At 68.6% G+C, this 21,369-nt stretch carries 21 protein-coding genes; 15 read left to right on the forward strand and 6 right to left on the reverse strand.

Going from position 1 to position 21,369, the window contains the following annotated elements; translation table 11 throughout:
* The first annotated feature begins 57 nt into the window (after window positions 1–57).
* The 3 genes from efeU to efeB are packed head-to-tail and all read left to right on the forward strand — an operon-like array spanning window position 58 to window position 3,559.
* Window positions 58–999 carry an iron uptake transporter permease EfeU gene (gene efeU / locus KOE53_RS08220; protein ID WP_251364227.1) on the forward strand — a complete coding sequence of 314 codons (942 nt, stop codon included), beginning with the start codon at window positions 58–60 and terminating at the stop codon, window positions 997–999.
* Window positions 1,000–1,029: 30 nt separating this feature from the next.
* Entirely contained in the window at window positions 1,030–2,250 is a 1,221-nt protein-coding gene (efeO, locus tag KOE53_RS08225) for an iron uptake system protein EfeO (protein ID WP_188058110.1), read from the forward strand.
* A 4-nt stretch (window positions 2,251–2,254) separates the two neighbouring features.
* A complete protein-coding gene (gene efeB, locus KOE53_RS08230; RefSeq protein WP_188058111.1) occupies window positions 2,255–3,559 on the forward strand; it encodes an iron uptake transporter deferrochelatase/peroxidase subunit in 1,305 nt (434 codons plus the stop codon).
* On the opposite strand, the gene KOE53_RS08235 is transcribed toward efeB, so the two are convergent.
* Both KOE53_RS08235 and KOE53_RS08240 read right to left on the reverse strand, forming a co-directional pair.
* Complete coding sequence (locus KOE53_RS08235) at window positions 3,560–4,225, reverse strand: response regulator (RefSeq protein ID WP_188058112.1); 666 nt, start codon at window positions 4,223–4,225, stop codon at window positions 3,560–3,562. It lies immediately after the preceding gene.
* Window positions 4,222–5,424: a sensor histidine kinase gene (locus KOE53_RS08240; RefSeq protein WP_188058113.1), complete on the reverse strand. Its 1,203-nt coding sequence runs from the start codon at window positions 5,422–5,424 to the stop codon at window positions 4,222–4,224. Before KOE53_RS08240 ends, KOE53_RS08235 begins: the two co-directional genes overlap by 4 nt.
* 107 nt (window positions 5,425–5,531) lie before the next feature.
* Between KOE53_RS08240 and KOE53_RS08245 the strand changes: the two genes are divergently transcribed.
* Window positions 5,532–6,134 (forward strand): hypothetical protein, encoded by a 603-nt coding sequence (locus KOE53_RS08245; RefSeq protein ID WP_188046619.1) that lies wholly within the window; start codon window positions 5,532–5,534, stop codon window positions 6,132–6,134.
* Here KOE53_RS08245 and KOE53_RS08250 read toward each other — a convergent pair.
* A complete protein-coding gene (locus tag KOE53_RS08250) occupies window positions 6,080–6,673 on the reverse strand; it encodes a hypothetical protein (protein WP_188058114.1) in 594 nt (197 codons plus the stop codon). The genes KOE53_RS08245 and KOE53_RS08250 overlap by 55 nt on opposite strands.
* Window positions 6,674–6,737: 64 nt before the next feature.
* On the opposite strand from KOE53_RS08250, the gene KOE53_RS08255 reads away from it, so the two are divergent.
* The 8 genes from KOE53_RS08255 (at window position 6,738) to KOE53_RS08290 (ending at window position 17,071) form a co-directional block, all read left to right on the forward strand.
* Window positions 6,738–7,664, forward strand: coding sequence for an EamA family transporter (locus tag KOE53_RS08255; protein WP_188046617.1), 927 nt, complete (start codon window positions 6,738–6,740; stop codon window positions 7,662–7,664).
* Window positions 7,661–9,265: a CYTH and CHAD domain-containing protein gene (locus KOE53_RS08260; protein ID WP_188058115.1), complete on the forward strand. Its 1,605-nt coding sequence runs from the start codon at window positions 7,661–7,663 to the stop codon at window positions 9,263–9,265. Before KOE53_RS08255 ends, KOE53_RS08260 begins: the two co-directional genes overlap by 4 nt.
* Window positions 9,262–9,432 (forward strand): HPP family protein, encoded by a 171-nt coding sequence (locus KOE53_RS08265; protein WP_188046615.1) that lies wholly within the window; start codon window positions 9,262–9,264, stop codon window positions 9,430–9,432. The genes KOE53_RS08260 and KOE53_RS08265 overlap by 4 nt, the downstream gene beginning before the upstream one ends.
* 121 nt (window positions 9,433–9,553) lie before the next feature.
* Window positions 9,554–10,969 carry an NAD(P)/FAD-dependent oxidoreductase gene (locus KOE53_RS08270; RefSeq protein ID WP_188058116.1) on the forward strand — a complete coding sequence of 472 codons (1,416 nt, stop codon included), beginning with the start codon at window positions 9,554–9,556 and terminating at the stop codon, window positions 10,967–10,969.
* A gap of 9 nt (window positions 10,970–10,978) precedes the next feature.
* Window positions 10,979–11,338: a cupin domain-containing protein gene (locus KOE53_RS08275; RefSeq protein ID WP_188046613.1), complete on the forward strand. Its 360-nt coding sequence runs from the start codon at window positions 10,979–10,981 to the stop codon at window positions 11,336–11,338.
* A gap of 198 nt (window positions 11,339–11,536) precedes the next feature.
* Window positions 11,537–12,865, forward strand: a complete 1,329-nt coding sequence (locus KOE53_RS08280; protein WP_188058117.1) for a uracil-xanthine permease family protein — start codon at window positions 11,537–11,539, stop codon at window positions 12,863–12,865.
* 284 nt (window positions 12,866–13,149) lie between these two features.
* Window positions 13,150–16,815: an AAA family ATPase gene (locus KOE53_RS08285; RefSeq protein WP_370566963.1), complete on the forward strand. Its 3,666-nt coding sequence runs from the start codon at window positions 13,150–13,152 to the stop codon at window positions 16,813–16,815.
* Window positions 16,816–16,822: 7 nt separating this feature from the next.
* Window positions 16,823–17,071 carry a hypothetical protein gene (locus tag KOE53_RS08290; protein ID WP_188058118.1) on the forward strand — a complete coding sequence of 83 codons (249 nt, stop codon included), beginning with the start codon at window positions 16,823–16,825 and terminating at the stop codon, window positions 17,069–17,071.
* 2 nt (window positions 17,072–17,073) lie between these two features.
* On the opposite strand, the gene mscL is transcribed toward KOE53_RS08290, so the two are convergent.
* From mscL to KOE53_RS08305, 3 genes are all read right to left on the reverse strand, one after another.
* Window positions 17,074–17,475, reverse strand: a complete 402-nt coding sequence (gene mscL / locus KOE53_RS08295; protein WP_188058119.1) for a large conductance mechanosensitive channel protein MscL — start codon at window positions 17,473–17,475, stop codon at window positions 17,074–17,076.
* 109 nt (window positions 17,476–17,584) lie between these two features.
* Complete coding sequence (locus tag KOE53_RS08300) at window positions 17,585–17,872, reverse strand: FmdB family zinc ribbon protein (protein WP_188058120.1); 288 nt, start codon at window positions 17,870–17,872, stop codon at window positions 17,585–17,587.
* 69 nt (window positions 17,873–17,941) lie between these two features.
* Window positions 17,942–18,547 carry a 5-formyltetrahydrofolate cyclo-ligase gene (locus KOE53_RS08305; RefSeq protein ID WP_188046608.1) on the reverse strand — a complete coding sequence of 202 codons (606 nt, stop codon included), beginning with the start codon at window positions 18,545–18,547 and terminating at the stop codon, window positions 17,942–17,944.
* Between the two features lie 113 nt (window positions 18,548–18,660).
* Between KOE53_RS08305 and galU the strand changes: the two genes are divergently transcribed.
* The 3 genes from galU to KOE53_RS08320 are packed head-to-tail and all read left to right on the forward strand — an operon-like array spanning window position 18,661 to window position 21,297.
* The gene (gene galU / locus KOE53_RS08310) at window positions 18,661–19,605 is read left to right on the forward strand and encodes a UTP--glucose-1-phosphate uridylyltransferase GalU (RefSeq protein ID WP_188058121.1); all 945 of its coding nucleotides are present in this window, start codon (window positions 18,661–18,663) and stop codon (window positions 19,603–19,605) included.
* Window positions 19,606–19,622: 17 nt separating this feature from the next.
* Entirely contained in the window at window positions 19,623–20,252 is a 630-nt protein-coding gene (locus KOE53_RS08315) for a GNAT family N-acetyltransferase (RefSeq protein ID WP_188058245.1), read from the forward strand.
* Window positions 20,253–20,262: 10 nt separating this feature from the next.
* Window positions 20,263–21,297 (forward strand): hypothetical protein, encoded by a 1,035-nt coding sequence (locus tag KOE53_RS08320; RefSeq protein WP_188058122.1) that lies wholly within the window; start codon window positions 20,263–20,265, stop codon window positions 21,295–21,297.
* Window positions 21,298–21,369: the final 72 nt, after the last annotated feature.

Consider the following 21,369-nt stretch of genomic DNA (forward strand, 5'->3'; position numbering starts at 1 on the left):
TTGATCTGATGAATCTGTGATAACTTGATTCAGTAAGGGTGCCCTTACCAAGATCAGATGAATCGGAAGAGGTGCCCGGCGATGATTGCCACGCTGCTCATTGGACTGCGCGAGGGCCTCGAAGCGGCGCTGGTCGTCAGCGTGCTGCTCGCCTACGTGCACCGGATCGGCCGCCCCGACGCGGCGAGAAAGATCTGGCTCGGCGTGGTGCTCGCCATCGTCGTGTCGCTGGGTATCGGCGCGACGCTCACGTACGGCGCGTACGGGCTGTCCTTCCGCGCGCAGGAGCTCATCGGCGGCGGCCTCTCGATCCTGGCAGTCGCCATGGTGACGTGGATGGTGTTCTGGATGCTGAAGATGGCGCGCGGCATCAGCGGCGCGCTGCGGGATCAGGTGGACACGGCCTTGCTCGGCAGCGGCTGGGGCCTCGCGGTGCTCGGCTTCGTGTCCGTCGGCCGCGAAGGACTAGAGACCGCTCTCTTCATCTGGGCCACCACGCGTTCGAGCGGTGTCTCCCCGCTCCTCGGCTTCGCCTCCGCGGTGTCCGGGATCCTGGTCGCGGCCGCGCTCGCATGGGCGCTCTACCGTGGAATGCTGCGCATCGATCTCGGGAAGTTCTTCCGCTGGTCCGGGGTGCTCCTCATCATCTTCGCCGCGGGCGTGCTCGCGTACGGCGTCCACGATCTGCAGGAGGCAGGTGTCTTGCCCGGCCCATTCGTCGCCGCGCCCGTCGGGGCGAGCCCGTTCGTCGCCGCGTGGTTCGGCGAGAGCGCCTGGGCGTTCCAGCTCTCGCACCTCATCGCGCCTGACGGGGTGCTCGGCGTGCTACTCAAGGGCACCATCGGGTTCTCGCCCGAGATGACGAAGCTCGAGGTACTCGCCTGGGCGCTCTACCTCGTGCCGACACTGGTCATCTTCCTCCGACGCTCGTCTCGCACCGCGAGCGCGCCCAAGGCGGTGCCGGCCCCGCTGCCGAGCGACGCCCCTGTCACCCCGTAACTTCCCTCGAACCACTGACAAAGGACCCTCATGACTCGAACACCCGCATTCCTCCGCTCCGCGCTGGCGGTCACCGCCGTCGCCGCGATCGGGCTGACGCTCACCGCGTGCGTGCCCAACGCCGCCCCGAGCGCCGCGTCCATCACGGTGAGCGCCGCGAACGACTCGTGCGTGGTATCGACGCCCGAGAGCGCGAGCGGCACCGTCACGTTCGCCGTGACGAACGACGGCGACAAGGTGAACGAGTTCTATGTGCTCGGCGAGAACGAACTCACGATCGTCGGTGAGGTCGAGAACATCGCGCCGGGGGCAACCCGCGAGCTCACCGTGCAGGTGGGGCCGGGGACCTACTACACGAGCTGCAAGCCGGGCATGATCGGCGCCGGTGTCGGCCAGGCACTCTTCACCGTTACCGGTGATGCGGTCAAGACGACGCCCGAGGCGGACGCCGTCGTCGCGCAGTACATCGGCTACGTCAAGTCGCAGACCGAAGAGCTCGTGCCGGCGGTCGAGGAGTTCGTCGCGGCGTTCCAGGCGGGCAATGTCGACGAGGCCCGTCGACTGTTCCCGATCGCGCGCATCGCGTACGAGCGGATCGAGCCGACCGCCGAGCAGTTCGGCGACCTCGACCCCAAGATCGACTACCGCAAGCCCGGCGCGATTGAGGAGGGCCTGCCGTTCACGGGCTTCCACCGCATTGAGCAGGACCTGTGGCTCGACGAGGCGATCGCCAACTATTCGACGCCCGAGAAGGACCACTACGCCAAGGACGATCTCGTCCCGATGACGGCCGAGCAGCGCACCGAGATCGGCGACCAGCTGATCGCCGACATCACCGAGCTCACAGACAAGGTCGCGTCCCCCGACTTCACCCTCACCCTGGCGGACATCACCGAGGGGGCCAAGGGCCTGCTCGACGAGATCGCGGCGCCCGACGGGAAGCTCCCGGGCGAAGAGAACGAGTTCGGGCACACCGACCTCTACGATTTCACCGCCAACGTCGAGGGATCGCAGGTAGCGTTCGATACCGTGCGCGAGCTTGCGGTGGCGAACGGCGAACAGGATCTCGTCGCCGAGCTCGACACCGAGTTTGCCGCGATGCTCGCGCTGCTGGCCGAGTATGGGTCGTACGACGCGGGATTTGTCTTCTACGACACCGTCGGCGACACCGAGCGCAACGAGCTTGCCGCCCAGCTGAACGCGCTGAGCGAGCCGATGTCGCGCCTGACCGCGGCCGTCGTCACGGGCTAATCCCATGGATCGACCTGACCAGGCACCTGAGGGCGCGCCCGCGCCCGCAGGGATCCGGCCCAGCCGGCGGGCGCTGCTCGGCATGCTCGGGGCCGGAGCTGCCGGCCTCGCTGGCGGCGGGCTCGCGGGGGCGGCGATTGCGAGTGCAGCCGCGTCCCGACCGTCTGTCGCAGCTGCCACCAGCACGGTCGTGTTTCACGGCGCGCACCAGGCGGGCATCGTCACGCCCGCGCAGGATCGCCTCCACTTCGCCTCGTTCCAACTCGTGCGCGGCACGACGCGGGACGACCTCATCGAGCTGCTGCGCGAGTGGACAGCGGCCGCTGAATCGCTGACGCGCGGCGAGGCGCTCGGCACGGGGCTCGAGCCGGACAACACGCTCCTTCCGCCCGACGACACGGGCGAGGCCGAGGGGCTGCACGCGGGCCGACTCACGATCACCTTCGGCTTCGGCCGCGAGCTCTTCGTCGGCGACGACGGCGACAGCGACCCGTTTGGGCTGCGTGCGCAGCTGCCTGCGGAGTTCGCCCCGCTTCCCGCGTTCGCCTTCGATCTGCTCGAGCAGGCGCAGAGCGGCGGGGCGCTGTGCGTGCAGGCCTGTGCCGACGACCCGCAGGTCGCGGTACACGCGATCCGAAACCTCGCGCGCATCGCGGTTGGTCGCGCCCACCTCTCGTGGAGCCAGCTCGGGTTCGGGCGCACCGCCTCGACCTCCCGCGAGCAAGAGACGCCCCGCAACCTCTTCGGGTTCAAGGACGGCACGATGAACATCATGTCGGACGAGTCCGCGGCACTCAGCGACTTCGTCTGGGTCGGGAATGAGGGCCCTGATTGGATGCGTGGGGGCACGTACCTGGTGGCCCGCAAAATCATGATGACGATTGAGACCTGGGATCGGGCCTCGCTGGGCGAGCAGGAGAGGATCATCGGGCGCACCAAGCGCACGGGCGCCCCGGTGACCGGAGGCGACGAGTTCTCGCAGCCGAAGCTCGGGCTGCGCGGCGAGGACGGCGAGCCCGTCATGGATATGGCGGCGCACGTGCGCCTCGCGCACCCGAAGAATAACGACGGGGCGCGCATGCTGCGCCGCGGCTACAACTACGTCGATGGTTCGAACAACCTCGGACAGATGGGCGCCGGGCTCTTCTTCATCTCGTTCCAGAACGACCCCGAAATCTTCGTGAGGGTGCAGCGCTCGCTCAAGCCGGACCTCATGGGCGAGTACATTCGCCACATCGGCTCGGGGCTCTGGGCGGTGCCGCGGGGAGTGGCAAAGGGGGAGTTCCTCGGGCAGGCGCTGTTTGGCTAGTCATCCGCGGGGCAGGATCGATTCGCCCCAGCGCGCGAGCCGCACGCGGGAGTCGACCCCGCTCTTTGCATAGAGCGAGCCCACGTGGGTCTTCACCGTGGTCACCCCGATGTGGAGTTCGGCGGCGATCGCCTGATTGCCCAGGCCGCGGGTTACGAGCTCAAGCACCTGGCGTTCGCGGGTGGTGAGATCAGCGAGGACGGGCGAGCGCCCCGCGGAGTCCGTGCCCGGGGCCTGAGGCGCCGTCGCGGCTCGGGCGATGAGTCCGCCGGTAATCGCAGGATCCACCACGTGGCGGTCCGCCGCCACGTGATGCACCGCCTGGATGAGCTCGACGCCGCTTGTGCTTTTCAAGAGATAGCCGTGTGCACCGGCGGCGAGCGCCGCGGCGACCAGGTCGTCCGAATCGAAGGTGGTGAGGGCAATCACGCGAGTGCCGGTTTCGCCGGTGATGCGCGAGATCGCCCAGATGCCGTCGGTGCCGGGCATGCGCAGATCAACGAGCGCGACGTCGGGGGAGTGCCGGTGGGCGGCGGCGAGGGCATCGAAGCCGTTCTCTGCCTCGGCGAGGACCTCGATCGAGGTGTCAGTGCTCAGGATTGCGGCGACCCCGCTGCGCACGGCTTCGTGGTCGTCGGCAATAATTACTCGGACGGTACGAGTCATACGGTTCTCCGATTCGTGCGTGGCAGGGGGACGACGATGTTGGCGCACCAGCCACCCTGACGATCTCGAGCCGCCGATTCCAGGCGCGCCCCGATGCTGCCGAGCAACAGCTCGGTGCCGCGAATGCCCAGGCCCGAGCCCAGGGCGCTGCTGCGCTTCGGCGGGACGTCGTTGGCCACGCTGATGTGCAGCCCGTCGCTGGGCTCAATATGAGCGTGAATCTGTACGTCACCCGAGCCGTGTTTCGCCGCGTTGACCACAAGCTCCTGCAACGCGCGCAGCAGGACCTGTTGGTGCGAGGGAGGGGCGTTGCTCAGCGCCTCGCGCAGGATCTTGTCGCTTTCGCCGGAATACTCAAGTGCGCGCCCGGACGGCACGAGTCGCGCGAGTTCGCGCAGTTCGTCCACGAGAGCCGGTGCCTCCGGCTCATCGAGGCCATCGACCGCGCTGAGCACTGCGATCAGATGGCGTAACTCGTGGTGCGCCTCGTCGGTGCCGCGCTTCGCCTGCTCCAGGCTGCGCATCAGCGTGGCGGTGTTCGGTGTATCGCGCGCAGCGACAAGTTTCGCCGCCTCAACGTGCAGGCCAGCCACCGCGATCTGATTCGCGACGAGATCGTGCAGGTCGTGCGCAATGCGACCGCGCAGCTGGCGCGCCGACAGGACGTGCTGCCTCGCCATCTCGGAGCGCGTGCGCATGCGCTCGCTGCGCACGCTCCACCCCCACATCGCGGGAACCGCCACGATGAGTACCCACTGCACCCAGAAGATCGGCACGGTGGTGTCGTGGAGCGGGCTCCAAATGAGCACCGCGCCGAGCACGACGGCGCAGCCGATCCCACAGCCCAATAGCACCCGGATGGCGCGCTCGCTGCCGTACTTCACGGCGGCATAGATCAGGTCAGTCAAGATAAAGATCACGGCGAGGCTGCCGCCGAAGCTGAGGTCCACGACCGTCAGGGCGACGCCGAGCCCGAGCGCCACGAGTGGCTTCCGTGAGCGCAGGATCGTGGCGCCGCATATCCCGACTAGGGGAAGCACGAACGCCCAGTTCGGCACCGCCACAACCGCGAGACTTGCCCAGAGCCGGACGATCCCCGCGGAGGTGAGCAGCAACCCAAGCAGCAGCCAGCAGCCGGCGACGATTAGGTCGCGTCGTCCAGGGTTCGCCTCGAGCGCCCTCCACCAGCGTGCCACCATGCCCCCCAGTCTGTCGGAACGCTCGTCGCCCCGTCTCATCCGGTCGGAGGAGGCGAGGCGGCCTGGAGGAGGATCCGCTGCGCTCGCCGCAACTTCAGGCTGGAATCATGGATCTCATCGTCATTGGAATCGTCGCCTGCGAGGTCGGGTTCTGGGTCGTGCTCAGCGCCGGACTCGTCGCTCGGTACCTCTTCCGGAGGCGCAGGCTGTCATCACTGCTGCTGCTGTGCGCCCCCGTGCTCGACCTGCTGCTGCTTGCATTGATCGGGTGGGACCTGGTGCTGAATGGCGCGAAGGCGAGCTTCGCGCACGGCCTCGGGGCCGTCTACCTCGGCTTCACAGTGGCTTTTGGGCATCAGGTCATTGCCCGAGTGGATGCCTGGGTTGCGCATCGCTTCGCCGGGGGACCGCAGCCGGTGAGGCCACCGAAATCTGGCCTGGCGCAGTTGCAGTATGAGTGGCGCGAATGGCTGCGCATGCTGCTGTGCGCGGTGGTAGCGAGCGCGGTGCTGCTTGCCATGGTGCGGTTGGTGGGTGACGCCGCGCGCACCGTCGAGCTCTGGGGGTGGCTGAGGCGGGTGTGGCTCGTCACCGGGGTGTGGCTGGTCGGCTGGCCGATCTGGCTCAGCGTGGCCTATGTGCTGCGGCCCCAGGCTCAGCTTGCGCCGAGCGGCGGCTCGACGAGCAGTCCGACCCGTTCGGACACGTAGCGCTCGAACTCCCCGGACGAGGCGAGCGGCATCCCCGCGCGCCAGCGCACGCGCGGCACCCCGTCGTGCAGGCCGACGGGGGAATCGTCGCCGAGCACCGCGAGACCGGCGTCATCCGACGGCAGCGCCTCCGCGTCGAAGTGCACGATCGTGCCGACGGGGTACCCGCCGCGCAGAGCGGCCGCCGCGATCTCGCGGCGCTGCTCACGCGACTCCGACTGGAAGTTCGGCCTGCCGCGCTCGGCCGATCGGGTCGAGGGGCCCGCGACAAGCCAGAGGGGAAGAGACGGGGCAGGATCCTGCCGGCGACGAGTCTTCTGAGCCGGTGATACGTGGTCTTCGGGCGAGACCAACAGCAGCACGCCGAGCCGCCAGACCGCGCCCGTCGGACGCATCGTGGGCGGGATCCTGCGGAGGAAGCGACGATGTTCGGGGATCAGCTCGGCAAGCGCCTCGGGCGCGATCCCGGCCGCATGCAGCGCGCTGATAGCCTGAATCCCGGCGTCTGTAATGCGGGCTGCCGCCCCTCCCTCGTGCACCCGGCCAGTGTAGCGCCGGCAAGTGTCACCGGGCCCGGGCACGCACAGGCGACCAAGGAGTTTCATGATCCAGGCCAACGGCACTCGCAACGAAGCGCTGCGCGCCGTCCTGCTCGTGATGGCCGGTTCGATCGGTGTCCAGGTGTCGGCCGCGCTCGCGCTCGGCCTGTTCGACTCGATCGGTGTGCTCGGCACCAGCGCGCTGCGCATGATTATCGCGAGCATCGCGCTCTGCGCGCTGCTGCGTCCGAAACTGCGCGGGCGCAGTAAGGAAGAGTGGATCGGGATCGGCGTCTACGGCGTCTCGATGGCGATGATGAACATCTTCCTCTACCTCGCGATCGACCGGATCCCGCTCGGCGTCGCCACCACGATCGACTTCCTCGGACCGTGTGCCGTCGCGCTCGCCGCATCGCGCCGGGTGCGTGAGGCAGGGCTCGCGGTGATCGCCCTCATCGGCGTCGTGCTGATCGTGGGGCTCGGCGGCGAGTTCGACCTAATCGGCTACCTCTTCGCCCTTGGCGCAGCGGTGAGTTTCGGCCTGTACACGCTGCTCGCCGCGCACGTCGGCAAGTCGGAGGGCGGCATGAGCGGGGTAGCGCTCTCGGTCGCGTTCTCCGCGGTACTCACGCTGCCCTTCGCCGTCCCGGTCGTCGGCTCGGTGCAGCCGGCGCAGTGGGGCATCCTGATCGTCTCGGCGCTGCTCGGCATGGCGCTCGCGTTCTTCGTGGACACCCTCGCCGCGCGGCTCACCTCCGCGCGCGTGGTCGGCGTGCTGTTTGCGTTTGACCCGGTCATTGGGACGCTCATCGGGTACTTTTGGCTGGGGCAGACGCTCACCCCGCTCGCGGTGTGCGGCATCGTGCTTGTGGTCGGCGCAGGCGCGGGGATCGTCTGGCTGGCGGGGGCGCGTGCCGCCCCGCAGGATCCCGGCGAGCTTGTCACACTCCCACTTTCAGCTGACTCCGACCCAGGAAAGGCGACCCCATGACGGACCACGGCGGCGCAGCATCGCTCGAGATCGAACGCAAGTACGAGGTGCTCGGCGACGAGCCGCTGCCGCGCATCGAATTGCCCGGGGCGGCCTCGGTGGCCGAGATTCGCGCCCAGATGGTCGCGCGCTACTGGGACACCGCTGATCGGGATCTCGGACGCGCGGGCCTCGCGCTGCGCTCGCGCTCGGGCGGATCTGACGCCGGCTGGCACCTGAAGGAGCGCGGCCCGAACGGCGTCCGCGAGCTGCACTGGCCCGCGGCGGAGGAGATCCCGGAGGGAGCCGTGAACGTGCTGCGCGAGCGGTTCAAGGCGGCGACCCCGGAGCTCGTGCCGGTGGCGACCGTGCAGACCGATCGCACCGTGCGCCGCCTGCTCGACACCCAGGGTCGCCTCCTGATGGAGTTGGCAGACGACCACGTGTTGGCCACCGACCACGACGGGGGCGCCGTGCGGGCCTGGCGCGAGTGGGAAGCGGAGCTCGGCGAGGGCGCCGCCGCATCGCTGCTCGAACTGGCCGAACCGCAGCTGCTGGCGGCGGGCGCGCGGGCCTCGCTGAGTGAAGCGAAGATTCAGCGGACGCTGGGTCAGACGGTGCCCGCGGCCTGGCGCCGCAGCGCTCCGCTTCCCGAGCTGATCGCCTGCGCGCTCATCGACCTCGCCGACCGCATCGCGGCCGCTGGCGACGCCGTACGCGGCGACGAGCCGGACGCGGTGCACCAGACCCGCATCCTGGTGCGCCGTGCGCGCGACCTCATCACGCTGTTTCGCGCGGACCTCGGGGTCTCATCGGAGGATGCAGCCCCGGCGGTCGAGGCGCTTCGAGGCCTCGGCGCCCTACTAGGCGCGGTGCGCGACGCCGAGGTGCTGGCCGAGCACGCCGAGCGACTGCTCGCCCAGGAACCCGCCGTGGCCGGCCTTCGCCGGGTTAACCGCCTGCTCGTCGGGGCCGCGCAGACCGAGCGGGCCGCGGCCCTTGCCGAGCTGCGGGAGCGCATCGAGTCCGACGGCAACCCCTCGAGCGAGGCGGTCGATCCGGGCGACCCGCTCTCACTGCGCCTGGTCGCGAACCGCCTCCGTGCGCTCGGATATTTGGCGGCCGAGCAGGATCCCGCCGCGGGAGCCGCGGACCCGGGTGAGCCGCCCGCGCCGCCCGCCGAAGTGATCGCCGAGCGCCTGGACGGGCTGCTCGACCGCCTCGCCCATGCGGCGGCGAAGCGCGCCGACGCGTTCACCGACCTCGAGGGCGCGAGCCGCCTCCACGGCATTCGCAAGCGCGCTCGCCGCGTGCGCTACGCCGTCGAGGCGCTGGGGGAGCGCTCGGGAGCCCCCGATCCGCTGCCCGCGCCGCTGAGTGCGGGGCTCGCGAAGGATGCACACGCGGTGCAAGACCTCTTGGGAGAGGCGCGGGACCTAGTCGTGCTCGCCGAGCATCTGGAGGCGCTCACGGAGCCCGTCGACGGTGCTGACGAGCCGCACGCTGCGACGGCTGAGCTCGCAGGGCGCCTGGCGCGACGGGTGCGCGACGAGGCCGCCGCGGCGCTCTCGGGAGGTCCATCAGCCATCGCCCGGTTGCAGGCGCATAGGGTGGGGGCATGAGCGAAGTAGATCCGAAGGCCCGACGGAAGCAGATCATCGTGGGCCTCGTGATGGGCCTGATTGTCGGCGTCGTTGTGAGCGCGTTGACCGCCTTTTGGCTCTGGCTGCCGGCCGGGCTCGCGCTCGGGCTGGCGTCGGGCGTGATCATCAAGCCGCCGGCCGAGTAGCACCGCGAGATTCCGCTCTTTTCGGACAGCCTGTCCGGCGCGAACGGCGCTCTCAGAAAAACAGAGGATGCGGAAGTTGCATTCGTATGTCAGGATCATTGACATAGCGAGTGAGGACATCATGCATCAGACCGTTTTTGAAAAGAATCGACCCGCAGCGAAGATCGTTGCCGAGTCGCTTCGCGACACCAAGCTTGAGTGCTTCTGGATCGACGACATCGCCGATTCCGTGGCACGCTACCCGGAGCTGACCGGTATCCAGGTTGTCGACGATGCCGTCGTCGGCGGTGGCTTCGCCGGGCTCTGGACCGCGATCAAGCTCAAGACCGAGCACCCCGACCACCGTGTGGTGCTGCTCGAGGCCAAGCAGGTCGGCTGGGCCGCATCAGGCCGCAACGGCGGATTCTGCGAAGCCAGCATCACGCACGGCGAATCGAACGGCGAGTCGCGCTGGCCGAAGGAAGCCGAGAAGTTGTTCCGCATGGGACACGAGAACCTCGACGCGATGGAGCAGTTCATCGCCGAGAACAACCTCGACGCGGAGTTCGAGCGCAACGGCGTGCTGTCGGTCGCGAACGCGCCCCACCAGGTCGCGTGGCTCGAAGCGGGCGAAGACTCCGTTGTGCTGAGCAAGGAGGAAGCGCAGGCGCGTATCAAGTCGCCCACGTTCCTCGGAGCCACGTTCTCGGCGCGCGAAAACGCGAACATCCACCCCGCGAAGCTCGCTGCAGAGCTGGCCCGCCACGCAGCCTCGCTCGGCGTCGAGATCTACGAGCACAGCCTCGTCCAGGACCTGCACGGCAAGGCCGACCAGCCCATCGTGCTGCAGACGCCCAAGGGCACCGTCCGGGCCAAGCGCGCGGCACTCTGCACCAACGTGTTCCCCTCGCTGCTGAAGCGGTACGCGTTGCACACCATTCCCGTGTACGACTACGTGCTGGTGACCGAGCCGCTGACCGACGAGCAGCTCGCATCGATTGGCTGGGAGGGCCGCGAAGGCCTCGCCGACATGGCGAACCAGTTCCACTACTCGCGTCTCACGGCGGACAACCGCATTCTCTGGGGCGGCTACGACGCGATCTACTACACGGGTGGGAAGGTCCGCGCCGAGTACGAGGACCGCATGGAGAGCCACGAGAAGCTGGCCAGCCACTTCTTCACGACATTCCCGCAGCTTGCGGGCGTCAAGTTCTCGCACCGCTGGGCCGGCGCGATCGACTCGAGCACCCGCTTCTGTGCGTTCTTCGGATCGGCGCTGGGCGGACGCGTGCAGTACGTCGCGGGCTTCACCGGCCTGGGCGTGGGCGCGACCCACTTCGCCGCCGACGTGATTGTCGACCGCCTGAACGGTCGCAAGACGGAGCGCACCGAACTCGAGATGGTTCGCCAGGTGCCGGTGCCCTTCCCGCCGGAGCCGATTGCATCGATGGGCATCAACTTCACGCGTTGGTCCATGGACCGCGCCGACCACAACGAGGGCAAGCGCAACATCCTGCTCAAGACGCTTGATGCGCTCGGCCTCGGCTTCGATTCGTAGGGACTGACGATGACTGAATATGCGCTTCCCGAGGGGGAAAACCGAGTGATCGCAGCCGCGACCGCTTCGATCGAGCTCGAGGCGGTTCCCGCCGACGAGGTCGAGGCAGGAACGCCGAGCCAGGGCATCGTCGAGCTTGGCGCGATCGGCGGCTGCGAGGCTGGCATCTGGGAGCTCCGTACCGGCACGGTCACGGATACCGAAGTGGACGAGTTGTTCGTTGTGCTTTCGGGCTCGGCCGTGATCGAGCTTCTTGACGAGGGATCTCGCGTCGAGGTGCAGGCGGGCGACGTCATGCGCCTGGTCGCGGGCACCCGCACCCGTTGGATCGTGGAAGACCACATCCGCAAGGTGTACCTCGCGGGTTAGTTGGTGCAGAAAGACCCTGGTGCTTCGGCGCTGGGGTCTTTTTGCTGTTCGGGACGCCCGTGCCGAGCCCGTCGCCACGCAGGCGAGACGGCAGGTGAATGCGCCCCGGGGCTGTCCAGCTGAATCCCAGCTTGGCGCTAGAATCGCGCAGGGCCCCCGCACAGGGAGGCACGCACACTTGACCCGAGGAGATCGCGCATGGCGCTGCCCTGGAAGCTGCACGGAGACGGCAAGATTGTCTCGACCGATGAGCTGGTGCTCCCCGAAGAGCGCCTGAGCTGGCCGCGCACGATCGGTTTCGGCGCGCAGCACGTTGTCGCCATGTTTGGCGCGACGTTCCTCGTACCGCTCATCACCGGCTTCTCGCCCACGGCGACCCTGTTCTTCTCGGGCCTCGGCACGCTGCTGTTCCTGCTCCTCACACGCAACCGGCTGCCGAGCTACCTCGGTTCGTCGTTCGCGTTCCTCGCCCCGATTGCGGTTGCGACCTCGGGCTTCGAATACGGGGACCCGGTCGGTCTCGCCCGGGCCTCGTTCGGCATCCTCGCGATGGGCGTGCTGCTCGCCGTCGTCGGCTTCATTGTCCAGCGCTTCGGCGCCGGCTGGATCAACGCACTCATGCCGCCCGTGGTTATGGGCTCGATCGTCGCGCTGATCGGTTTGAACCTCGCCCCCGCGGTGAAGAACAACTGGCTGGGCAACCCGGCCAACAACCCCGACGTGAACCAGGGCCTGCACTCGACGGCCGCGCTCATCACAATCGTCGCGGTGCTGCTGATCACCGTGGTCTTCCGCGGCATTCTCGGTCGCCTGTCGATCGTGCTGGGCATGGTCGTCGGCTACGTCGCCGCGGTCCTCATGGGCATCGTCAACTTCGACGGGGTCGCTGAAGCCGCCTGGTTCGGCCTGCCCGACTTCCACCTGCCCGCGAACCCGTTCGCCGACCCGTCGCTCTGGGGGATCCTGCCCGCGTTCCTCCCCGTCGTGCTCGTGCTCGTCGCCGAGAACGTTGGCCATGTGAAGAGCGTCGGCCTCATGATCGATCGCGACCTTGACGCGAAGACCGGCCCCGCCCTCCTCGCCGACGGCATCGCGACGGTACTCGCCGGCTTCGGCGGCGGCTCGGCCACCACCACCTACGGCGAGAACATCGGCGTGATGGCAGCCACCCGCGTGTACTCGACCGCGGCCTACTGGGTCGCGGGCATCATTGCGATCCTGCTCGGCTTCTCGCCCAAGGTCGGCGCCCTCATCTTCTCGGTGCCCGCCGGTGTGCTCGGTGGCGTCACCGTGGCGCTCTATGGTCTGATCGCGCTCATCGGTGTGAAGATCTGGATTGACAACAAGGTGGACTTCTCGAAGCCGATCAATCAGTTCACGGCGGCCATCCCGCTGATCGTCGGAATCGCCGACTTCACCCTGCAGATCGGCAACGTGGTCTTCAATGGCATCGCGCTCGGCACGGTCGCCGCAATCTGCGTCTACCACCTGATGAACACCATCGGCAAGGCCCGCGGCACCCGCTAGCCGCGCCGCGCCGCAAAACTCCGGCCGTCCTCCGCGCGATTGCGGGGGACGCGCCGTAGGGTGGCGGTGTGTGGAGTGCAGATCGACGCCGGAAGACCGGCAATAGCGGAGCGACGTCAACGAACGTCGCGCCCGAACAGCGCGCCGGTGAGCCCGAAATCGGCCAGCCGGTGGTCGAGGGATCGCTCGCCCCGAGGCTCTCGAACCCCCTGCCCCGCCTGGCGCACCCGACGCCCCGCGTGGCTGGAGGCCCGGATCTCCCCGTGAGCGACAGCGCCGGATCGCTGTCCGCGGTCGAGCCGTTCGCGGAGGATCACGCCGCCTGGCGCGCTCAGCTCTCGGCAATCGGCGGCAAGAGCTCGCTACTCCACTTCGAAGACTCCGCGCTCAGCCGGATCGAGCTCTCCACCACGCACCCGGGTGGCCTGCCCCAGTTCATTACGGGCCAGAAGATTCTGCTTTCGACCCTGATTCGTGACGACCTCGCGCTGCGCAACGCGCGCATCGCCGCGGGCAGGATCACGGACAAGGCCATCGAAATGCGCACCGTGCGCGGCCTCGAGACCGTACACCTCGGCATCGGCATTGCGAAGTGGAACTTCGAGGGCGCGGACTTCTGCGGCCCCGTGCTGCTGCGCCCCCTCGCTATCCGCCGGTACGGCCGCGACTTCGAGCTCAAGCTCAAGCAGCGCCCCTACGTGAACCCGGCGCTGACCCGCGCGCTCTACGAGCAGTTCGGGATCAGGCTCGATGCGCGCTCGCTGCTCGAGCTCTCGCAGGCCTCCGGAGTGTTCAAGCCGCAGCCCGTCATCGACCGGCTGCGCCAGGTGGTCGCGGGCGTCGCCGACTTCGTTGTGCAGCCGCGCCTCGTTGTCTCCTCCTTCCTGGACGTTGCGCAGCGCATGCTCACGGACGCACGCTCGTTCGATTCCCCCATCCTTGCGGCCATCTGCGGCAGTGAGCCAGCTCGGTCGAGTCTCGCAGCGGGGTACCGGCCCGTTTCGGCGATCTCGCCGAACACGCGTCCGCCCGAGACGGATCGCCACCTGCACGACGCCGACGCCGAGCAGGACGACGTGCTCGCGCAGATCGAGGCCGGTCACTCGCTCGTCGTCCGCACGCTGCCGGGCACCGGCGGCACGCAGACGGTGGTGAACGCGATCGGCGCCCTGGTGCGCGCCGGCAAGCGCGTGCTGGTCGTCTCGCCGCGGCGCGCCACGCTTGACGGAATCGCGCACCGGCTGAGCCGGGTGGGCCTTGCGGGCCTCGCGATCTCCCCGCGGGTCATTCGTCGAAACCTTGTTGAGGCGATCAGTCGCAACGAGGGCGCCCAGCAAACGAACCTGCGCGACGTCGACGACGCGCTCTCGCGTCTGCGCAGTGTGCTCATTGACTACCAGACGGCCCTCGACTCCCGCGACGGCCGCTTTGGCGTGGCCCCGCTCGAGGCCGTCCGTGAACTCACCCGACTGGCGCTCGCCGACGATTCGCCCACCACGACGGTGCGCCTCGACGATGTCGCCCTCAACTCGCTCGCCCTCGATCGCTCAGGCATCGCCGAGGCGCTCACCGAGGTCGCTCGCCTGGGCCAGTTCCAGTACGGCCCTGAGGAGTCCCCCTGGTATGGGGTGACCTTCACCACGACCGAGGAGGCGCGCAGCGCCTACTCCCTCGCGGTCAAGCTGGCCGAGTCCGAGCTGCCGCGCCTCATCTCGAAGGCCAACGAGGTCATCACGCAGACCTCGATGCGGCCGTACGAGACGGTTGCCGAGCTCGGCGTGTATCTGCGCCTGCTCATGGGTATTCGCGAGACCCTCGACAAGTTCACCCCCGAGGTCTACGACCGTTCGCTCACCGAGGTCATCGCTGCCCACGCGCCGCGCTCGAGCGACGACATGTCAGGTCCGAACAAGCGGCGCCTGCGCAAGCTCGCCCGCGAGTACGTGCGCCCCGGTGGCCACGTGACCGACATGTACGAGCGCCTCACCCAGATCCAGCAGCAGCGCGTGCTCTGGCAGCGCTACACGTCGGTCGTCGGCGCCCGCCCCGAGGTTCCGGTGGGCACCCGCGACGTCATCACCGCGTTCCAGGCCGCCTACCAGGACCTGGCAGAGCTCGACCGGGTGCTCGGCACCACGGCAGAGCCCGACCGCCTGAAGAACGTGCCGCTCACCGACCTCGCCCGCCGGGTTACCGAGCTGGCGCGCCCCTCGGAAGTACTCCAGAACATTCAAGAGCGCACCGCGCTGGTGGAGCGCCTGCGCGCCGCCCACCTTGAGCCGTTGCTCGACGACCTCTCTGCCCGGCACGTCCCCGCGGGTCAGGTCGCGGCCGAGCTCGACCAGGCGTGGTGGCAGTCCGTGCTTGAGCGCATGCTGCAGACCAACAAGGCGCTGCTGAGCGCCAACACGGGCGTCATCGAGCGCCTCGAGGCGGACTTCCGCCTCGTGGACGACGCGCACGCGGGCGCCAATGGCCAGGTGCTTGCCGCCCGTCTTGCCGACCAGTGGCGCGTTGCCGTGCTCGACCATCGCGAGGAGGCGGTCGCGCTGCGCGACGCCCTGCGTGCGGGCAGCTCGTCGATTGACCTGCTGGTGACGAAGGCCCCGACCCTCATGGGCGTGCTCGCTCCGGTGTGGGCGGTCTCGCCGTACGAGGTCTCGATGCTGCCGGAGGACCTGCGGTTCGACGCCGTGCTGCTGGTCGACGCCGGTGCGACGACGCTCGTCGAGAACCTGGGCGCGATCCGTCGCGCGGGTCAGGTCGTCGCGTTCGGCGACACGGTCACGCAGACCCCGGCTCCCTTTACGATCGCCGTGCGCCGCGAGGCCGCCGAGGACGAAGCGCACGTGGGCGACGACGCCGCCCTGCATGAGGGATCCGCGTACGCGCAGCTGCGCGCCGTGCTGCCGGAACTCTCTCTGACGCGCAGCTACCGCGCGGGTGGCGAGGACCTCACGAGCCTCGTGAACGACCGCTTTTACGACCAGCAGATCGAGTCGCTGCCGTGGGCGGGCAGCTTCCTTGGCCACCACAGCATCACGCACGAGTACGTGCGCGGCGGACAGGGCCTCCCTGACCAGCAAACGGGCGCGGTCGAGAGCACCGACGCTGAGGTCGAGCGCGTCGTGCAGCTTGTGCTGCAGCACGCGAGCGAGCGCCCGCGCGAGTCGCTCATGGTGATCACGGCGAGCGAAAAGCACGCCGTGCGCGTTTACCAGTCAGTGCTCGCGGCGTTCGCGAAGTACCCGCAGCACCGCGACTTCCTTCTGGGGGAGCGGGCGGAGCCGTTCACCGTGCTCACCCTCGAGCAGGCGACCGCGCAGAGCCGCGACCGCGTGATCTTCTCGATCGGCTACGGCCGCACCCCGCACGGGCGCGTGCTCTCGAACTTCGGTGCGCTGGGTCGCCCCGGTGGGGAGCGCCTGATCGCCGTCGCCATGACCCGCGCCCGCCGCGGCATGACCATCGTCAGCTGCTTCCGCGCCGATGACCTCGACGCGAACCGGATGAAGCACGGCGTGGTTGAGCTTGCTGAGGTGCTGGCACTCGAGCACCCGGATCCTGCCGCAGACGCGCTTCCCGCAGAGCGCGACCCGATGCTCGGGGAGCTTGCCGACCGTCTCGAAGAGCTTGGACTGAATGTCACGCTCGACTACCGGGGCGCGATTCCGCTCGCCGCCTCGCTCGGAGAGCGGGCGATCGCGGTCGAGCTTGACTACGCCGGCGGCGAGGAGAGCCTGCGCGACGCGCTGCGTCTGCGGCCGACCGTGCTGCGTCGTCTGGGCTGGCACTACCACCGCGTCCACAGCTTTGACCTGTTTGCCGACCCCGAGCAGGTGGCGCTGCGCATCGCCGGCATCATCGGGTACAACGCTGATGCGCCTGCCGAAGAGACCGAGTCGCAGGATCAGGCCGCGGCGCCCGGGGCCTCTCAGCTCGGTGCCTAGGCGCTCGGTGCCTCAGCACGCAGGCCAGGATCCGCCGGCTCCCCGGCGGTCCCGCCGCGCCTCGCGCCCGGCGCCGGAGGGCACTGACCCGCATCCCGGCGATCACCCGCTCGATTCGGCGGCGGCGGAAGACCAGCCCGAGGGCTGGGGCGACGGCGCCGGTACAAAACGTCGAAGCGCAGCGAAGGGCGCCGATCAGGGGGGCGCCGAGAACGACGCCCGCCTGATCGGCGACAAGCCCCCGCACTGGGGGTAGCGCTACTTCTGCTGCTGCTGCGCCTTGAGCAGGTCGCGAATCTCCGCGAGGAGGTCGGTCTCAGTAGCGGCGGCCTCTTCTGCCGTCTCACCCTTGGCCTTTGCGGCGCGCTCGCGCATGGTGTTCATCGGCATGACGAACACGAAGTACACGACCGCTGCAACGATCACGAAGTTGAGGACGGCGCCGATCACTGCGCCGAACGCGATCGCCCCGCCGCCGGGAAGCTGCACCAGGAGGGCGGTGTCGAGCGAGTCGGCCTGGAAGAACATGCTGATCAACGGCGTGATCAGCGAGTCTACGACCTTCTGCACCACCGCGTTGAACGCAGCACCGATGACGACCGCGACCGCCAGATCGATGACGTTTCCGCGCATCAAAAAGTCGCGAAATCCCTGAAACATGGTGCCCCCTTGTGTCAACGATCAGCGCCCCCGTGGCCCTGATCAGGTGGCCGCACCTCCGGCGCGACGCAATTAAGCGTACTCGGCGTGAGGCTGCGAGGGCCGGCGGTTACGCTGCGGAGGAGGTTCCCGAGCTGCTTGAGCTCGCAGTGGACGAGCTTGAGCTCGAGCTCGAGCTTGATCCTGCAATCGAGCTTGAAGCGCTCTTGCCGGCGCCCGATGCGCGCGAGTCGGTGCGGTAGAAGCCCGAGCCGTTGAAGGTGACGCCGACCGCGCCAAACACCTTGCGCAGCTGGCCGTCGCATTCGGGGCACACCGTCAGGGAGTCCTCCGAGAACGACTGGTGGATGTCAAAGGCGTGTCCGCAGGCGTTGCAGCGGTAGGCGTACGTGGGCATAGTTCTTCGATGCTACCCCGCCGAGCTGGGCAACCGTGCCGATTGCTGCGAGCAGATGGCGAACTCGCGTCAGTGGCTCGTCTTGAAATAGTGGACCTGGGACTCCGTGACGACTCCGGTCACGGGGACATCGTGCAGTTCGGTCGGCACTTCGGGGACGAACTCGCTGTCGTAGACGACGGCGAACACGGGTGGACGCCGGTCCATCGAGCCGAGTGACTTGTCGAAGTACCCGCGGCCCCAGCCGATCCGATCGCCGGTTTCGTCGATTGAGCACGCCGGGATGATCATGAGGTCGACGTCATTCACTGCCAGCGGGCTCAGGATCTCGCCGCCGGGCTCGGGGAGGCCGTAGAGGCCCTCGTGGATGTCGCCGTCGCCGGCGACGGCCCACTCGAGCAGGCCGTCCTCACGTGCAATCGGGAGGAGCACGCGGACGCCTTGCGTCGCGGCCCACTCGAGAAATCCGCTCGTGTCGGGCTCGCCAGCAATGGCGAGGTAGCACGAGACAGAGCTGGCGCCCCGGCCGGTGACGAGCGTACGGAGGTTCGCGGTGATCCCGTCGCGCGCCGCCGTGCGTGCGGCCTCGCTGAGCTCCGCTCGCCGCTGGCGTACCTCGGTACGCACCATGCGCTTCGCGCGGGTGATTTCGGTTCGGTCGATGTCGTCGGCCATGCTGCCAGTCTAGGCTTCCCACTCGAACGTTTGCCGTCTTTCTGCTTTCGCGTGGCGAAGCTGCCGGCAGGCAAATCCCCGCCGAACGACGTTCGCGCGGATAGGCTGACCGCATGGCTAATTCGGTAGGCACCCCCGAGCACACGGCTTCGCGCGTAACCAAGGCGGTAATCCCCGCCGCCGGGCTGGGTACACGCTTCCTGCCCGCCACGAAGGCGATGCCCAAAGAGATGCTGCCGATCGTCGACAAGCCGGCGATCCAATACGTGGTCGAGGAGGCCGCGGCGTCGGGCCTGCGCGACGTGCTCGTCATTACAGGGCGCAACAAGGAGAACCTCAACAACCACTTCGATAGCGTCCCCGAACTGGAACTGACGCTGCGCAATAAGGGTGACGATGATCGTCTCGATCGGGTCTCCGCGGCCAGCGAGATCGCGGACGTGCACTTCCTCCGGCAGGGGCAGCCGCTCGGGCTGGGCCACGCGGTCGGTCGCGCCCGCAATCACGTCGGCAACGAGTCGTTCGCGGTCCTGCTGGGCGACGACCTGATCGACGAGCGCGACCCGCTGCTGACCCACATGATCGCGGAGCACGATCGCCGCGAGTCGACGGTGATTGCCCTCATGGAGGTCGAACCCTCTCAGATTCACCTCTACGGCTGCGCCGACGTCGAGCTGACGGACGATCCTGATGTCGTGCGGATCCGCGGGCTCGTCGAGAAGCCCGCGGCAGCGGAAGCACCCTCGAACCTGGCGATCATCGGTCGGTACGTGCTGCGCCCCGACATCTTCGATGTGCTTGCCAACCAGGCCCCCGGACGAGGCGGGGAGATTCAGTTGACGGATGCGCTGAACCGTCTCGCGGACGGCGGCAACGGCAACGTCTACGGCGTGATTTTCCGTGGGCGCCGCTATGACACGGGCGACCGCGCTGACTGGATCAAGGCGAACGTGAAGCTCGGCGTCGAGCACCCCGAGATCGGAACCGAGCTGCGTGATTGGATCATCGGATTCGCCGAGACCCTGCGGCCCGGATCCGGCACGAGCACCGGGCGCTAGGAACGGTCGACGTGGCGATGCCGCACCGACCCCTGCTCGAGAACGGGCGCGTCTCGCTCGAAGTGATCCGCACCTCCCACGCGGCCGAACTGGAGTTTCTGCTCCGCGAGAACCGGCGCTGGCTCCAGCAGTGGGAGGCGAGTCACCCGTCGGGGCTCGGCGTTGTCCCCGGAAGCACCTCGATGAAGCCGGGCATCAAGTCGATGCGTGCCGCCTGGAAACGCGGCACCGGGCTGCCCTTCGTGATCCGCTACGACCATCGCGTCGTCGGGCAGCTGAGCGTCTCAGAGATCAGCGGCGGCGCCCTCAGATCCTGCCAGATCGGGTATTGGGTGAGCGAAGCGGTGGCGGGACGAGGTGTCACCCCCACCGCGGTCGCGCTCGTCACCGACCATCTCCTGGGCGCGCGGGGGCTTCACCGGGTCGAGATTTGCATTCGCCCCGAGAACCAGGCGTCGTTGCGGGTCGTCGAAAAGCTGGGCTTCCGCTACGAGGGAAGACGCGAGCGCTACATCTATATAGACGGCGCGTGGCGTGACCACGACTGCTTCGCCCTGACGAGCGAGGAGGCACGGGACGGCGTCATCTCACGGATTGTCGCTGGGGTACGGCGTGCCGATCCGAACCCCGGCGCGGCGACACCGTAACCTAGCCGACATGAGCGGTGGCGGGGTCCTTGGCGGCGGGGTGATCTTCGTCGTCGCCGCGGTGCTCTGGGCCGCCGTATTAGTGCCCACCTGGATGCGTCGCCGTGAGTTTCGGGTAGCGGAGCAAAACGCCCTCCGCCTCCAGCGCACCCTTCGCGTCCTCGCCGAATCTTCCGAGATTCCGCACGAGGTCCGGCTCGAGGCGAATGCCCGTGAAGCCGTCGCACACGAGAAGCTTTTGTTGTCGGCCGAACGGCGTCAGGAATCGGAGCGCGCCGCGGCGCTTTCTGATGCCCGCGCGTCCGAGCGTCGGGCAGAGCTGCTCGCAGCGGAGGCCAAGCGGCGTGAGGCCGCAGTTGGCCGCGCCGCGCGTCGTCGCACGCCGCTCGCCCGGCGAGTGCGCTCGGTCACAGCGCTGATCGCGCTACTGGCGCTGGTCGGTTGCCTGCTCGGAGCCGGTATGGCCATCGTCGGTATGGGCGCCGTCGTGCTCGGTAGCTCTGTGCTGGTGTTCTTCGCTGCCACCGGGGCCCTCGTGCTCCTGGCCCCGGGTCGGGCGCAAGACGAAGCTGCGCGGCGACTCCCCGAAGTTCCAGCGGTGGTTGTCGCGACGACCGAGGAGGAGGCTCCCGAGGCTCCGGTCTCAGGGCGGACTCCCCAAGAGCACGCCGCCGTGCAGTCCGCGGCAGCTGAGCGCATCGCCCGTGCACGTGCGCAGGCCCGGGCCCGGGCCGCCGCTCCCGCCGCGCCAGTCGCCCGCGAGCCGCGAGAGCACTCGATCCTGCTGGCGGAGGCTGCGAAGAATGCCGCCGCGGGAGTCCCTGCCGCTGCACCTGCATCCCCTGAGCCGACTCATCACTCGTCGGCCCCCGTGGAAGCCGCACACCGGCCGCGCACGACGCCCCCCAAGCGCACGCACAGTGCCCAGCGCTCGCAGGAGCTCGCGGCCGCGGCGCGCCTCAAGCGCATGGGCGTCGTCGAAGACACGAGCGTGGGCATGCCTGACCTCGACGCAGCGATGCGTCGACGGCGCGAGGTGGGCTAAGCCCGACTCGCGCTGCGGATCCTGCGCGTGCTCGCGGTAGTTTCAGCCGTGCCGACTCTGCTAGGCTGGACG

Origin of the sequence: Leucobacter sp. CX87, assembly GCF_018682295.1 — a bacterium.
GTDB lineage: Bacteria > Actinomycetota > Actinomycetes > Actinomycetales > Microbacteriaceae > Cx-87.